We start from the raw sequence: 13,864 nt of genomic DNA, 5'->3' as shown, positions 1-13,864 counted from the left end.
CTCGAAAGGGTGAGGACGCGGAGGCCCGTTTACTTCACCGCCAAGAGCGAGTCGATCTTGTCCTTGAACTGCTTCTTCGCCGCCGCACCCACGATCTTGTCGACCGGTTTTCCATCCTTGAAGAAAAGAAGCGTGGGGATGCCCATAATCTGGTACCGGCTGGCCACGTCGGGATTTTCATCCGTATTGAGTTTGAACACGCGCAAACGGCCCTCGTATTCCAGGGCCAGATCATCCACAACGGGAGCGATGATCTGACACGGCCCGCACCACACGGCCCAGAAATCCACCATGGTCAGTCCCTGACCTTTCAACACTTCTTGATCCCAGTTCTGCGAATCCACCTTCAGCGGTTTGGCCATGAATCTCCCCTTTCCGTCCCCCTTTTTGAAATGATAAAATTTTATACCACTTTCCACACGGTGTCAATCCACCGTTGATCCCCGCCATTGCGCGGAAAGAAAAAGCCCCCGCCGTTTGACGGGCGGGGGCTTTGATCTCCAACCGACCGCTCTTAGTACATTCCTTCCATTCCGCCCCCGCCGCCGGGCATGGGAGGCGTTTTCTTTTCTTCCGGCAACTCGGTCACCATCACCTCGGTGGTCAACATCAGGCTGGCCACGCTCGCCGCATTCTGAAGGGCCGTCCGGGTCACCTTGGTTGGATCGATGATCCCGGCTTCGACCATATCCACATAGGTCTCGCTGATGGCGTCGAAACCGACGTTGGTTTTCTCCTTACGGGTCCGCTCCACCACCACCGAACCTTCAAAACCCGCATTGATCACGATCTGCCGAATCGGCTCTTCAAGGGCCCGTTTGACGATCGTCACGCCGACCTGCTGATCGCCCTCGAGCTTGAGCTTATCCAGGGCCGGGATGCAGCGCAGAAGAGCCACGCCGCCGCCGGGCACGATTCCTTCCTCGACCGCGGCCTTCGTCGCGTGCAGGGCATCCTCGACGCGGGCCTTTTTCTCCTTCATCTCGGTCTCGGTCGCCGCGCCCACATTGATCACGGCCACGCCGCCGACGATCTTGGCCAGGCGTTCCTGGAGTTTCTCGCGGTCATAATCCGAGGTGGTCTCCTCGATCTGGGCCTTGATCTGCTTGACCCGCCCCTGAATCTTGGCATGGTCCCCGGCCCCTTCGATGATCGTCGTGTTGTCTTTGTCGATGTTGATCCGTTTGGCCCGGCCGAGATCCGTGATCTTCACGTTCTCAAGCTTCAGACCCAGTTCCTCCGAGATGACCTGGCCGCCGGTCAAAACCCCGATGTCCTCCAACATCGCCTTCCGTCGGTCGCCGAATCCCGGGGCCTTCACCGCCGCGCAATGAAGCGTTCCGCGCAGCTTGTTGACCACCAAGGTGGCCAAGGCCTCCCCTTCCAGTTCCTCCGCAATGATCAGGAACGGTTTCCCCAACCTTGCGATCTGCTCCAGAACGGGGAGGAGATCCTTCATGGCGCTGATTTTCTTCTCGTGGATGAGGATGAAGGGATCCTCCAGCGTGCATTCCATCCGTTCCGGGTCCGTGATGAAGTAGGGTGAAAGGTAGCCGCGATCGAACTGCATCCCCTCGACCACGTCCAGCGTCGTGGTCATGCTCTTCGCCTCTTCGACCGTGATGACGCCGTCTTTTCCGACTTTTTCCATGGCCTCGGCGATCAGCTCGCCGATGGTTTTATCGCTGTTGGCCGAAATGGTGCCGATCTGCGCGATTTCCTTTTTGGTCTGGCAGGGCTTGGACAGTTTCTTCAACTCCTCGATGACGATTTCGACCGCCCGGTCGATGCCCCGCTTCAGCTCCATGGAGTTGGCCCCGGCCGACACACTCTTAACACCCTCTTTGAAGATCGACCAGGCCAGCACCGTCGCGGTCGTGGTTCCATCGCCGGCCGCGTCGCTGGTCTTGCTGGCCACTTCCTTGACAAGCTGCGCGCCCATGTTCTCATAGGGATCTTTGAGCTCGACTTCTTTGGCCACCGTCACGCCGTCTTTGGTGATGGTCGGCGCGCCGAATTTCTTGTCGATCATTGCGTTTCTTCCCTTCGGTCCGAGCGTGGCCTTGACCGCTTCCGTTAATTGGTTGACTCCTCGAAGAACGGCCGCACGGGCCGAATCACTGAACAGCATCTGCTTTGCCATAGAATCCCCTCTTTCCTTGGATGTGTCGAATGGAACGATGATGGTTCCATCCGATCGATCGGTTTATAATAGTGAACCGTCTTTACTTTTCAAAAATACCCAGGATATCCTCTTCCTTGACGATCAAGTAATCCGTTCCATCCATGTTGATCTTGCTGCCGGAATACTTGTCGAATAAAATGACGTCCCCGACTTTCAATCCCTTGACCTCGCTGCCCACCGCTTCAATTTTACCCTTTTGCGGTTTTTCTTTGGCCGCTTCGGGAATATAAATCCCTCCCGGCGTTTTTTCCATTTCTTCCGAATAGCTCACGAACACGCGGTCCTTGAGCGGTTTGAATTTCATCGAAACCTCCCCCTTCTTTTGCGTCGCCTGTACCGTCATGATCCATTCCTCCTTTTCTATTGTCTTATGTGCTATCGTCTCATGAAATTGATTAGCACTCCGTTCAAGTGAGTGCTAATCTACACCATAGAAACTATGGTGTCAAGTTTTTTTTTAAAAATCAGCTCGCCGTTTGTACCGGCTTGATGTCTTTAAATATTTCCCATGTTTTCAAAAGATCAATCGCCTTCTGAAGCTGGACGTCTTCTCCCTCGGGCGCCGGTGACCCTTCGCTCGATGGCGGCGCGGGTTCCTGTTTCAAGGCATTCCCGGAACGCGGCTCGGCGGTTTCATTTTTCAGATGTCTTTCGAGGTCCTTTTCACGCAGCACGGGAGGGGGTTGCCCGGACCCTTTGACCTGCAACGGCTTAACGACGATGTCCGGCGTAATCCCCACGTTCTGAATCGAACGCCCCTTCGGGGTGTAATATTTGGCGGTGGTCAACCGCAGGCCGGAACCGTCGGACAGCTGTAATATCGTTTGGACGGAACCTTTCCCGAACGTCTGCGTTCCAAGAATGATCGCGCGACCCCAATCCTGCATGGCGCCCGCCACAATCTCGGAAGCGCTGGCGCTCCCCTCGTTCACCAGGACGATCATGGGATAACTATCGTAGGGGTTCTTGTTGCTGGATTGGTACTCGTCCGTTTGCTTCTTCGGATCGCGGCCTTTAATGGATACCACCACTTTGCCCGGCGGGATGAACAACTCGGAGGTCTCGACCGCCGCGGTCAGCAGCCCTCCCGGATTGTTTCGGAGGTCTAAAATGATGGACTGCATCTTATCCTCCTTCAACTTCTTCAACGCGGCGGCCAAATCCGTGGCCGTCATCTCCTGAAACTGGCTCAGCCGGATGTATCCGATGTGATTGTCCAGCATCTTGCTCTTGACGCTGTCGATCTTGATCGTTTCCCGGACCAGATCGAACACGATGGGCTCGTCGGCTCCCTCCCGCTCGACGGTCAGCTTGACCTTGGTGCCCTTCGGCCCCCGCATCTTTTCCACGGCCTCCATCAAGGTCATATCCTTTGTGGGGTCCCCGTCCACCTTGATGATGAAATCCCCGGCCTTGATCCCGGCCCGGTCCGCCGGCGTTCCCTCGATCGGAGCGATGACCGTCAAGCGGTTGTCCTTGATCCCGATCTGAATCCCCAGACCGCCGAACTCTCCTTTCGTGTCCACCTGCATTTCCTTGTACATGTCCGGAGACATAAAAGCGGAATGCGGATCCAGCGTGTTGAGCATCCCCCGGATGGCGCCGTACACCAGATCCTTGCTGTCCGTCGGCTCCACGTAGTTCTTCTGGATCAGGGACAGGACCTCCGCAAATATTTTGAGCTCTTCATAGACTTCGGCTTCCGCGGAAAGCGCGCTCCGAAGCCCCTGACCGACCATCAGGCCGGTGGCGAATACGGTGATCAGAAGGACGACGACAACGCCGATCAAGGTTTTTTGCTGCTTGTGCATGGTTTCCTCCCAAAAGAGAACGTCCGATAATTACGACGGCAGACTCACCGGCGCTTCAGCCAGGACAGGGGATCCAACGGGTCCGCGCCGTGGCGCACCTCAAAATAAAGATTGTTGTCGCTGGTCAAGCCGGTGTCCCCGATCTCTCCGATGATCTGTCGTCGGGAGACCTGGTCGCCGGGCGAGACCAGAAGTTTGGCCGCATGGGCATACAGGGTGAAATAATTTTTGCCGTGATCGATGATCACCAAGAGCCCGTAACCCCGGAACCAGTCGGCGTACACCACCGACCCGCTGTAAACCGAGCGGATCGGGCTGCCCTGGCTGGACTGGATTTCAATCCCTTTCCGGTAAATATAGACGTCAAATTGAGGATGCTTCTGACGGCCGAACAACGTGACCACCCGACCCGGCGCCGGCCAATCCAAATGACCGCGTTGAAGCGCGAATTCGCCGGCCGCGGGGTGTTCCCGCCGGGCGCGACGCTCGGTTTCCAGCTCCTGGATCAGGTCTTTGAGTTTGGTCGCCGACTCCTCCAATTCACGGAGGGTTCGCTCGGAGGTCGACTTCTCATCCCGAATGCTGGCCAGCAGCAGATCCTTCTTCTTCTTTTCGTCGTGGATCTCGGACAGCTTCCGGGTGATTTCGGTCTTATCGTCCAGAAGGTCGGCGCGGGCCCGGCGCAGGGCGGTTTCCTTCGGCTCCATCTGGGCCACCGCCGACTGGTAGCTCCGGAGCAGTTCGCCTTCCTTGTTCGAGATCCAAGTCAGATAATAATACCGCCTCAGAAAATCATAATGATCCTTCGATTCAAACAGAATCTTCAACGCGCCGAACCGCCCCTCCTGATACAAGACCCGGATACGCTCCCGGACCCGCCCTTGATTGGCCTCGATCTCGCTCTGCAGGGATCGCAGGTCGCGATCCAGCTGTTCGATTTCCTGGTCCCGCTCGATCAACTGGAGATTGACCACCGTGAGCTCTTTCTTTTTCAGCGTGCGCTGGTAATCGACCTCTTCCAGATTTTCCAGGATCGAATTCTCCCGTTTGACCGCGCTGCGGTTCTTCCGGCGTTGCTGATCGATCTCCTGCCTCAAGCGGTCCAGTTCCTGTTTTTCCTGCGTCATTTTTTTTGAAGCCGAATCGGGCTCGGACTCGGCGGACCGGCCGAGTCCCGTCAGCAAGAGAACCGGGACGAGAATCGCCAGACCCCACAGCATCCGGATCAAGACCCGTCTCATAACAATCTTCGGATCGAAAGCAGACTCCCCGTGCAGCCCAGTCCGACGCCGACCGCCAGGACCAGGAACAGCCAGGACGCCGGCAGAAACATCAAATCCATCTGGCCGCCCAGAAACCCGCCGGTTCCGGCCAGCCGCCTCTGGGCCAGTTCAAAGATCCCCCGCAGCAAAGCGATCGAGACGACGCCGCCGAACAAACCCATCAACGCCCCCTCCATAAGGAAAGGCATCTGGATATAGGCGCGGGTGGCGCCGATCAGCTGGAGCACCTCGATGTCCTCCAAGCGGGACCAGACCGTCAGGCCGATGGTGCCGTAGATGATCACCACCGCCGCCAGCCCGAGGATCAACCCGATCACGGCGCTGCCCACCCGGACGGTTTCCAGAACGGCGTTGACGGTGTCGACCCAATCGCGGCCGTACTGGATGTCGTCGACCCCGTCCAGCCCCTTCAAGCGCAGGGCCAGCCGCCGGACGGCCTCGGAAGACTGGTAGGCTTTTTCCAGCGTCACTTCATAGGAAGCCGGCAACGGATTGTCTCCCAGCCCCTTGAGAAGAATATCCTGGCCTTCCAGAGACCGGCGGAAGTTCTCCAGGGCCCGCTCTTTTGAAACGTACACGACATTGGAAACGCCGGGCTCCGCCCGAAGTTTTGTTTCCAGGTCGGCCTTCTCTTTTTCCGCGAGCCCGTCCCGGAGATACAGGATCACCTTGATTTCCTGCTGGAGCGAAACGACCATCGCGTCGAGGTTGAAATACAAGAGGAGAAAAACCCCGAACAGCATCATCGTAAAGGCGATGGTGGCCATCGAGATCAGCGTGGTCGACTTGTTGGCCCGGAGGTTTAAAAACGTCTCTTTCAAAAAATACCGGAGTTGACGCATCAGGCGCCCCCCTCGACGACTCTCCCCTCTTTGAGGCCGATCACCCGGCGACGGATGCGCGACACGACCTCCCGGTTGTGCGTCGCCACCAGCATGGTCGTTCCTTTGGCGTTGATCGTTTTCAACAACTCGAAGATCTCGGCCGTCAGTTCGGCGTCGAGATTCCCGGTGGGTTCATCCGCCAGCAGGATCATCGGATGATTCACGATCGACCGGGCGACGCAGACGCGCTGCTGCTCCCCCGCGGAGAGCATGGTCGGCATCAGGTCTTTTTTATGCTCGAGGCCGACCGAGCCGAGCACCTCGGAGACCCGTCTGCGAATTTCGGCCGGCGAGGCCCCCGCGACCTGGAGGGCCACCGCGACATTATCAAAGACCGTTTTCTTCTGAAGCAGTTTGAAATCCTGAAAGATGAAACCGATGCTTCGTCTGAGGAGCGGCAGACCGGACGCCTTCACCCGGGCCACGTTCCTGTTTTGGATCACGATCTGACCGGAATCCGGCTGTTCCAACCCGAAGAGGAGCTTCAGCAACGTCGATTTGCCGGCCCCGCTGGGGCCGGTGAGCCATGCAAATTCACCCTTCTCGATCCGCAGGGTGATATCCTCCAACGCCACGCGGTGACGGCCGTACGACTTGTACACGTGAAAGAGTTGGATCATTCGCTACGGTTTCTTGCGCTCCTCCCGGGCCGCCAGATAGTCCAGGATCATGTCGTCCAGACTCTTCTTCCCGCCCGATGCCGGCGGGGGGCGATGCTCGGGGGCCTTGCTCGCCGCGGGAGGCTGGACGGCGGCGGGCTTCGTCCCGGGCCGGCTCGTCTCCAGTGAAACCCGGCCCGTCTGGAGATCCTCGATCATTTTCTTGTGCTGCTCGTTCATCATGTCTTTCAGGGTGGCCGGCAGGTTTTCGGCGTTCACGATATCGGCGTAAGCGGTCTTGCGGGAGGCCAGGATCGCGCCGGCCTGAAAGAGAATCGTCACGATCGTCGCGGTTTTTCGGCCGGTGTCCTCGGTTTGAACGTGATAGATTTTGCCCTGATGCTCGACATCCGTGTTCAGCCCTGTAATCATCGTAAACGGGAATCCCCTCCGGCCTCGAATGCGTTCCGGATCAGATCGACCTCGAACGCCCGGTTCGTGAATCCTTGAATCAACACCAGGTCAAAACGGCAGGGACAATCCCGCAGCCGGCGTCGGGCCATATATCCCTCCGCAAGATAAGTTAGCTGCCGACGCTTTCGCGCGTCCACCGCCCACGATGCCCCGCCGTAGCGGTCGCCGCGCCGGGCCTTGACCTCGATGAAAACCAGGACGTCCCCATCGTAGGCGATCAGATCGATCTCGCCCCGCCCGACCCGGATGTTCCGGCCGACGATCCGGTAGCCGCGTCCTTCCAGAAAACGGACCGCCTCCGCTTCCCCCTGCTTTCCGAAGGCCCGCGTTTCAAGACTCATGATCCGCCTCGAATGAGCGTCCGGCTCCGCCGGTGCGAACGCGGGGGTTCGGGGGGCATGCGAGGACCTTGTTTCATGTCTGCCGCGGCGGCGCCCCGTCATCATCAGCCCGGACGCGGCGAAAGCTTTGGCGGTGGATCGGGCAGGGCCCAAACCGGGACAGGGCCTCCAGGTGCTCCGCCGTGCCGTAGCCCTTATGGGCGCGGAAGTTGTACTGCGGGTACCGGCGATCGCATTCCAGCATCAAACGATCCCGCGTCACCTTCGCGATCACCGAGGCGGCCGCGATGCTCTGGCTCCGATCGTCCCCCCGGATCAGGGCCTTTTGGGGAATCGCGACGCCCGGGACGGTCAAGGCGTCGATCAGCAGATAATCGGGCGACACCGCCAGATCCTCCAGCGCCCGGATCATGGCCCGGACCGTCGCCTGCAGGATGTTGATCCGGTCGATCACCTCCGGGCCGATCACCCCGACGCCGACGGCCGTCGCCCGTCCGTGAATCGCTTCAAAGAATCGTTCCCGTTGCAGGGCGGTCAATTTTTTGGAATCGCGCAGGCCGGGAAGAACAAGATGCTCCGGCAGAATGACGGCGGCCGCGACCACCGGACCGGCCAGCGGACCCCGTCCCGCCTCGTCCAGCCCGGCGATGCGCCGAAACCCCTGCGCGAAAGCGATGCGCTCGAAACGGGTGCGATCCGGATCGTCAACGCCGGCCGACCCGGGTTCCGGTAAATCGGCCTTCTCCCTCCTGTTGGGGTCCAGAACCGGGGGCATTCCCACCGTAATGGGCGGACTAACCCATCCTCAGCTTTTTTCCGACTTGGCCGCGACGGCCTCCGGCTCCGGCTCGGAGGCCGGGGCCTTCTCGCCCAGGCCCGGCGCGTACTCCCGTTCCGCGATCTTGGCCTCTTTACCCTGCTTCGTCCGCAGATAATACAGCTTGGCCCTCCGGACGCGTCCCTCCCTCACCACCTCGATTTTTTCCAAGGTCGGCGAATGCAGCGGGAACACTTTTTCCACGCCGATGCCGAACGAGATCTTCCGCACCGTGACCGTCTCGCGATGGGCGCCGCCTTTCCGGGCGATCACGACGCCTTCGAACACCTGGACCCGCTCTTTCTCGCCTTCCATCACCTTGGCGGAGACCCGAACGGTATCCCCTACTTTGAATGCCGCAATCTGGGCCTTCTTCATTCCCAGCTCGATTCGATCCAACCGATTCATGACGACTTCCCTCCTCCCGATCCCCACCGTTCCACACGGAATGGATCCGCTCGGCGGGGGCCATCCCCGCCCGTTTCCCTCTTCAACTCCTCCAACGTATTCCGGTCCTCTTCCGTCAGAACCGTCTTCTCAAGCAGCTCCGGACGCTTCTGAAACGTATTCAGCAGGGCCTGCTTTCGCCGCCAGTCCTGGATGGCCGCATGATTTCCCGAGATCAAAACCTCGGGAATGTTCAGGCCGCGGAACAGCGCCGGACGCGTGTAATGCGGGTAGTCCAGCAGCGCTCCGGCGAATGAGTCTTCCCGCGCCGACTCCGGGTCGCCCAGCACGCCGGGCACCCACCGGACCGCCGCGTCCATCATGACGAGGGCCGGCAACTCGCCGCCCGTCAGGACGTAATCCCCGATCGAAATCTCCTCCAGTTCCAGGCCCTCCCGCACCCGCTCGTCCACGCCCTCGTAGCGGCCGCAGATAAAAACGAGCCGCCGCTCCTCCCGGCCGAACTCGACCGCCAGCGGCTGTCCGAAGCGCCTTCCCTGCGGCGAGGTGAGGATCAGCCGCGACGCTTCCCCCCGGGACCGGATCGCGTCGACGGCCCTGAAAATGGGGTCCGGTTTCAGAACCATACCCGCCCCGCCTCCGTAGGGATGGTCGTCCGCCGTGCGGTGCTTGTCGCGCGTGTAGTCGCGGAGGTTGTGAACCCGGACGTCGAGCAGCCCTTTTTCAACGGCCCGTCGGAGCATGCCCTGCTCCAGCACCGGACGAACCAGATCGGGAAAAAGGGTTATAATATCACACTTCATCATAAATCAAGCAATCCTTCCATATAACGAAGAACCATCCGCTTTTCCGTCAGGTCGACTTCGGCCACGATCGCTTTGACGGCCGGAATCAGCCGTTCCCGTTCGCCGTCCCGTACGACCAGCACGTCGTTGCCCCCGGTCGGCCAGATCTCCCGGATCTCGCCGAGATAGCGGCCGTCTTCCAGGTACACCCGAAGCCCGACCAGATCGTGCTGGAAGTAGGAGCCGGGGGGAAGCGGAATCATCGCGGAACGGGGAATTCGAACCGTCCCCCCCACAAAGCGCTCGACTTCTTCGACGGTCCCGATCTCTCGACAGAAAAGGATCACGGATTCCCGGTCGGTGCGGGCTTCGGCGATCGTGCAGGTTTGTCGCGTTCCGTCGGCGGCCTCCAGCACGGCTTCCGGGAGCCGTTGAAACCGACCCGGATCGTCGGTCAGGGGCCGGATCTTCAGCCCGCCCTTGATCCCGAACGGTTTCGTGATCTGCCCGATCACGACCCAGTCGTCGGCCGACACCCGGTCCTCACTCGAGGATCTCCAGAACGCATCGCTTGCCCAATTTGGTTCCTGCGGCGTTCAAAATCGTCCGCATCGACCGCGCGGTCCGCCCCTGTTTTCCGATCACCTTGCCCAGGTCGTCCTGCGCGACGCGAAGCTCGATGATCGTCGTCTTCTCCCCCTCGGTCTCCCGGACCGACACCGATTCCGGCTTGTCCACCAGCGACTTCGCGATATATTCGATGAGTTCTTTCATCGGGGCCACCTCCATCCTCACACTCCGTGCAGTAGACGAACGTCAACGTCATTCGGAGAACGAACTTCTGCGGGTTGGTTCCAGGAGGATCCGGCCGTCACATCCGTGCTGCGCTCGGTCCTCCCTTACTTTGCCGTCTTCAACTGTTGATACACGCCGGCCTTCGTAAACAACTGCCGCACCGTGTCGGACACCTGCGCGCCTTTTTTGAGCCACGCCACGGCCCGCTCCTCTTTCAAGCGGATCGCGACCGGATCGGCCAGGGGATCATAGTTGCCGATGATCTCGAGGCAGCGGCCGTCCCGCGGCATGCGGGAATCGGCCACGACGATCCGGTAGAACGGCCTCTTGTGCTTTCCCTTTCGGGTCAAACGAATAATGGTTGCCACGCTCGGTACGACTCCTTTCTTCCGGTCCCCTCGGGGACCGGTGATGACGGCCGCCCGCTGGCGGCCGGGTTGATGGAAGGTCCCTGAGGCCCGGCGGACGCCCCGAATTCCGCCGCCGCTACAGAGACCGCAAAAGATTCGCCAGTCCCGATCGCCCCTTTGAGCGGGACAGCGTCTTCATGAATTTCCGAATTTGAAGGAACTGCTTGAGGAGCCGGTTCACGTCCTGCACCGTGGTCCCGCTCCCCCGCGCGATCCGTTTGCGCCGGCTGCCGTCGATCAGATCGGGACGGCCGCGTTCCTGCGCCGTCATGGAATTGATGATCGCCTCGATGCGCGTCAACTCCCGATCCGGGACCCCGCCCGCGGGAACGTTCGCCATCAAGCGGCCCGCGCCCGGCAGCATCCCGATCAGGTTTTCCATCGAACCCATCTTCCGGACTTTCCGGAGCTGGTCCCGAAAATCCTCGAACGAGAATCCGGCCGTCTGCCACTTCCGGGCGGCGGCTTCGGCCTGCTCCTTCGATAAAACCTCCTCGGCGCGCTCGATCAGGGAGAGGACATCGCCCATCCCCAGGATCCGTGAGGCCATCCGATCCGGGTGAAAAGGCTCCAGGGCCTCGGGCTTTTCCCCCACGCCGATGAACTTGACCGGAACGCCCGTGACGGCCCGGATCGACAGGACCGCCCCGCCCCGCGCGTCGCCGTCAAGCTTGGTCAGGATGATCCCCGTCAGACCGATTTCCCGATGGAACTGCTCCGCCATCTTGACGGCGTCCTGACCGGTCATCGCATCGGCCACGAGAAGGACCTCGTGCGGATTCACCTCGGCCTTGACGCGCTTGAGCTCGGCCATCAGGGCTTCGTCGACATGCAGCCGTCCGGCCGTGTCCAGGATGAGCAGATCGTCGTGCCGGTCCTTCGCCCGCGCGAGCGCTTCGCGGCAGACGCCGACGGCGTCGTCGGCCGGCTGGGTCTGCGTTTCGACCCCGATCTGGCGGCCCAAGGCCACCAGTTGATCCACCGCGGCCGGCCGCCGCGGGTCGGCCGCCGCAAACAGGATCCGCCGGCCTTCCTGCTTGAAACGATGCGCGAGCTTGGCCGCCGTCGTGGTCTTGCCCGATCCCTGCAGGCCGACCAGCATCACGACCGTCGGCGGGTCGGCCGACAGGTGCAGCGGCTTTCCGCCGGAGACGTCCTCGCCCATTAAGCGGCGCAGCTCTTCCCAAACGATCTTGACGACCTGCTGACCGGGCGTTAGGCTTTCACGAACCTCCTGGCCGATCGCCTTTTGCCGGACGGCGGCCAGGAAATCCTTGACGACTTTAAAATGGACATCGGCTTCAAGAAGGGCGAGTCGGACTTCTTTCAGTGCGGCATCGATATCGCTTTCGCTTAAGACACCCCGGCCTCTGAGTTTTTTAAAGATGCTTTCCAGCTTTGACGAAAGCCGGTCCAACACGACAATATTCTCCGCCACCGTTGGTCAACGAGCCAGATCTTATCCACGCAACCCGTCATAAATTTTCATCAAGTCTAAAGAATACCGCCGTCAAAGTCAAGGATAAAATCGGCCGGCCGGACGCCGGGCCGTTTGACATGTCCCTGTTTCTCTGTCATAATTCGCCGTTCTGCGGAGTAGGGACCCGCGGCCGGCATTCACCCGGCGGGCCGCGCGGGCGAGAGGGCGAGGCGAGCCGCGCTATTTTAAAAATGGGCATCCTTTATGGATAAGACGACGCGGAATCTTTGGGTGGCCTTTCTGGAAGAGGCCAAGGCCAACCGCGTCTACACCGCCTTCGCCATCCGCGCCATGGAAGAAAACCATCCCGAGATCGCCCAGCTCTTTTTCGAGGTGGCCGGCGCCGAGACGGCGCATGCGATCAGCCATCTCAAGGTCGTGGGACAGGTCAAGTCCACGCTGGAGAACCTGCGTTTCATCGTCGAATCGGAGCAGTTTGAAACCGGACGCCTCTATCCCAAGATGATTCAGGAGGCGCTGGAGGACGGCCGGGCGGACGCGGCCGAGACCTTCCGTGTGGCGATGAACCGGGAGCATTACCACCTCGGCCTTTTTACCGAGGCGCTCAAGGAGTACGAACGGAAATCGGGGGCGCCTCCCCGGACGCCGGAGACCCCGTCTTCCGGACCCAAGACGGAGGAGCCCGCCGCGCGGCCCGCGGCCCGGACCGGTCCGGCCATGCCGGAGGTCAAGGAAGAAAAGGGCCGGATCGCGACGCTGGAGCGCATCCGCGAGGTGGTGTTCGGCATGCAGGACGGCCTGGTTTCGACGGTGGCGGTTGCCGCCTCCGTCATGGCCGCCACCTCCCACCGGCCGATCGTCTTCGTCGCCGGCCTGACCTCCGCGATGGCCGGGACCATCGCGATGGGCACCGGAAGCTACCTCGCGTCCAAGGCCGAGAAGGATCTGCATTCGGCCGAGATCGAAAAAGAGGCCCGGGAGCTCGTCGCCCACCCGGAAGAAGAGATGGCCGAGCTGATCGAGCTGTACCAGCAGGACGGATTGACCATGGAGGAAGCGGAGCGCCTGGCCGAGCGCGTCGCGTCCGACCGGAAGTTGTGGCTGAAAACGCTGACCGAAAAGGAGCTCGGCCTCACGCCGGAGGACCTGGCCAGCCCGACCAAGGACGCGCTCACCATGGGCGTCTCGTTCATGCTCGGCGCGATCGTTCCGCTTCTCCCCTATCTCTTCATCGGGACGATGTCCGCGATCGGGGTCTCGATCGCGGTCACCGTCGCGACGCTGTTCGTCGTGGGACTGGGCAAGGCGCGCGTGACCGGAAAGCATCCGCTGCGGGCCGGCCTCGAGGTGATGATCATCGGAACCGGCTCCGGGCTGCTGGGCTACCTCGTCGGGACCCTGCTCCCTCGGATGTTCGGGCTGAGCATGACGCCGTAGAAAATTCACAGGATCGCCGTCCAAGATCTTCCTCAGCGCGCAATGCGCGCGAGAGGGGGAGGCTCCATCCGGCTCTGCCGGTGGAGGGGGCGACGCAAGCCCCTATGATAATAAATCCGGGTCCCATCGTCTAGCCCGGCCCAGGACGTCGCCCTCTCAAGGCGAAAACGCGGGTTCGAATCCCGCTGGGACCA

17 protein-coding genes and 1 tRNA gene are annotated in these 13,864 nt (G+C 60.8%); 2 read left to right on the top strand and 16 right to left on the bottom strand.

Translation table 11 applies throughout. The features are described from left to right. Nucleotides 1–29: 29 nt before the first annotated feature. The 16 genes from trxA to ffh form a co-directional block, all read right to left on the bottom strand. Nucleotides 30–362 carry a thioredoxin gene (trxA, locus tag VLY20_10025; protein HUK56981.1) on the bottom strand — a complete coding sequence of 111 codons (333 nt, stop codon included), beginning with the start codon at nt 360–362 and terminating at the stop codon, nt 30–32. A gap of 152 nt (nt 363–514) precedes the next feature. Beyond that, the gene (gene groL, locus VLY20_10020) at nt 515–2,143 is read right to left on the bottom strand and encodes a chaperonin GroEL (GenBank protein ID HUK56980.1); all 1,629 of its coding nucleotides are present in this window, start codon (nt 2,141–2,143) and stop codon (nt 515–517) included. Between the two features lie 82 nt (nt 2,144–2,225). Beyond that, nucleotides 2,226–2,489: a co-chaperone GroES gene (locus VLY20_10015; GenBank protein HUK56979.1), complete on the bottom strand. Its 264-nt coding sequence runs from the start codon at nt 2,487–2,489 to the stop codon at nt 2,226–2,228. Nucleotides 2,490–2,649: 160 nt separating this feature from the next. Continuing rightward, complete coding sequence (locus VLY20_10010; GenBank protein ID HUK56978.1) at nt 2,650–3,996, bottom strand: S41 family peptidase; 1,347 nt, start codon at nt 3,994–3,996, stop codon at nt 2,650–2,652. Between the two features lie 44 nt (nt 3,997–4,040). Further along, entirely contained in the window at nt 4,041–5,237 is a 1,197-nt protein-coding gene (locus VLY20_10005) for a peptidoglycan DD-metalloendopeptidase family protein (protein HUK56977.1), read from the bottom strand. Beyond that, on the bottom strand, nt 5,234–6,121 hold the full coding sequence (locus VLY20_10000; protein HUK56976.1) for a permease-like cell division protein FtsX: 888 nt from the start codon (nt 6,119–6,121) through the stop codon (nt 5,234–5,236). The genes VLY20_10005 and VLY20_10000 overlap by 4 nt, the downstream gene beginning before the upstream one ends. Next, the gene (ftsE, locus tag VLY20_09995) at nt 6,121–6,783 is read right to left on the bottom strand and encodes a cell division ATP-binding protein FtsE (GenBank protein ID HUK56975.1); all 663 of its coding nucleotides are present in this window, start codon (nt 6,781–6,783) and stop codon (nt 6,121–6,123) included. Before ftsE ends, VLY20_10000 begins: the two co-directional genes overlap by 1 nt. Nucleotides 6,784–6,786: 3 nt before the next feature. Further along, nucleotides 6,787–7,194, bottom strand: a complete 408-nt coding sequence (locus VLY20_09990) for a hypothetical protein (protein ID HUK56974.1) — start codon at nt 7,192–7,194, stop codon at nt 6,787–6,789. Continuing rightward, entirely contained in the window at nt 7,191–7,577 is a 387-nt protein-coding gene (locus VLY20_09985) for a YraN family protein (GenBank protein ID HUK56973.1), read from the bottom strand. Before VLY20_09985 ends, VLY20_09990 begins: the two co-directional genes overlap by 4 nt. Before the next feature lie 73 nt (nt 7,578–7,650). Beyond that, nucleotides 7,651–8,352: a ribonuclease HII gene (locus VLY20_09980; GenBank protein ID HUK56972.1), complete on the bottom strand. Its 702-nt coding sequence runs from the start codon at nt 8,350–8,352 to the stop codon at nt 7,651–7,653. A gap of 30 nt (nt 8,353–8,382) precedes the next feature. Continuing rightward, on the bottom strand, nt 8,383–8,802 hold the full coding sequence (gene rplS / locus VLY20_09975) for a 50S ribosomal protein L19 (GenBank protein HUK56971.1): 420 nt from the start codon (nt 8,800–8,802) through the stop codon (nt 8,383–8,385). Then, a complete protein-coding gene (gene trmD, locus VLY20_09970) occupies nt 8,799–9,608 on the bottom strand; it encodes a tRNA (guanosine(37)-N1)-methyltransferase TrmD (GenBank protein HUK56970.1) in 810 nt (269 codons plus the stop codon). The genes rplS and trmD overlap by 4 nt, the downstream gene beginning before the upstream one ends. Next, nucleotides 9,605–10,123 (bottom strand): ribosome maturation factor RimM, encoded by a 519-nt coding sequence (gene rimM / locus VLY20_09965; protein HUK56969.1) that lies wholly within the window; start codon nt 10,121–10,123, stop codon nt 9,605–9,607. The genes trmD and rimM overlap by 4 nt, the downstream gene beginning before the upstream one ends. Before the next feature lie 7 nt (nt 10,124–10,130). Beyond that, on the bottom strand, nt 10,131–10,361 hold the full coding sequence (locus VLY20_09960; GenBank protein ID HUK56968.1) for a KH domain-containing protein: 231 nt from the start codon (nt 10,359–10,361) through the stop codon (nt 10,131–10,133). Between the two features lie 125 nt (nt 10,362–10,486). Continuing rightward, nucleotides 10,487–10,750, bottom strand: a complete 264-nt coding sequence (rpsP, locus tag VLY20_09955; GenBank protein ID HUK56967.1) for a 30S ribosomal protein S16 — start codon at nt 10,748–10,750, stop codon at nt 10,487–10,489. A 118-nt stretch (nt 10,751–10,868) separates the two neighbouring features. Next, nucleotides 10,869–12,212: a signal recognition particle protein gene (ffh, locus tag VLY20_09950; protein HUK56966.1), complete on the bottom strand. Its 1,344-nt coding sequence runs from the start codon at nt 12,210–12,212 to the stop codon at nt 10,869–10,871. A gap of 264 nt (nt 12,213–12,476) precedes the next feature. On the opposite strand from ffh, the gene VLY20_09945 reads away from it, so the two are divergent. Continuing rightward, a complete protein-coding gene (locus VLY20_09945; GenBank protein HUK56965.1) occupies nt 12,477–13,670 on the top strand; it encodes a VIT1/CCC1 transporter family protein in 1,194 nt (397 codons plus the stop codon). 119 nt (nt 13,671–13,789) lie between these two features. Beyond that, a tRNA-Glu gene (locus VLY20_09940) sits at nt 13,790–13,864 on the top strand.

It is taken from the genome of Nitrospiria bacterium, assembly GCA_035517655.1.
In the GTDB taxonomy this organism is placed as follows: domain Bacteria; phylum Nitrospirota; class Nitrospiria; order JACQBZ01; family JACQBZ01; genus JACQBZ01.
This window is presented reverse-complemented; position numbering and strand designations above follow the sequence as displayed.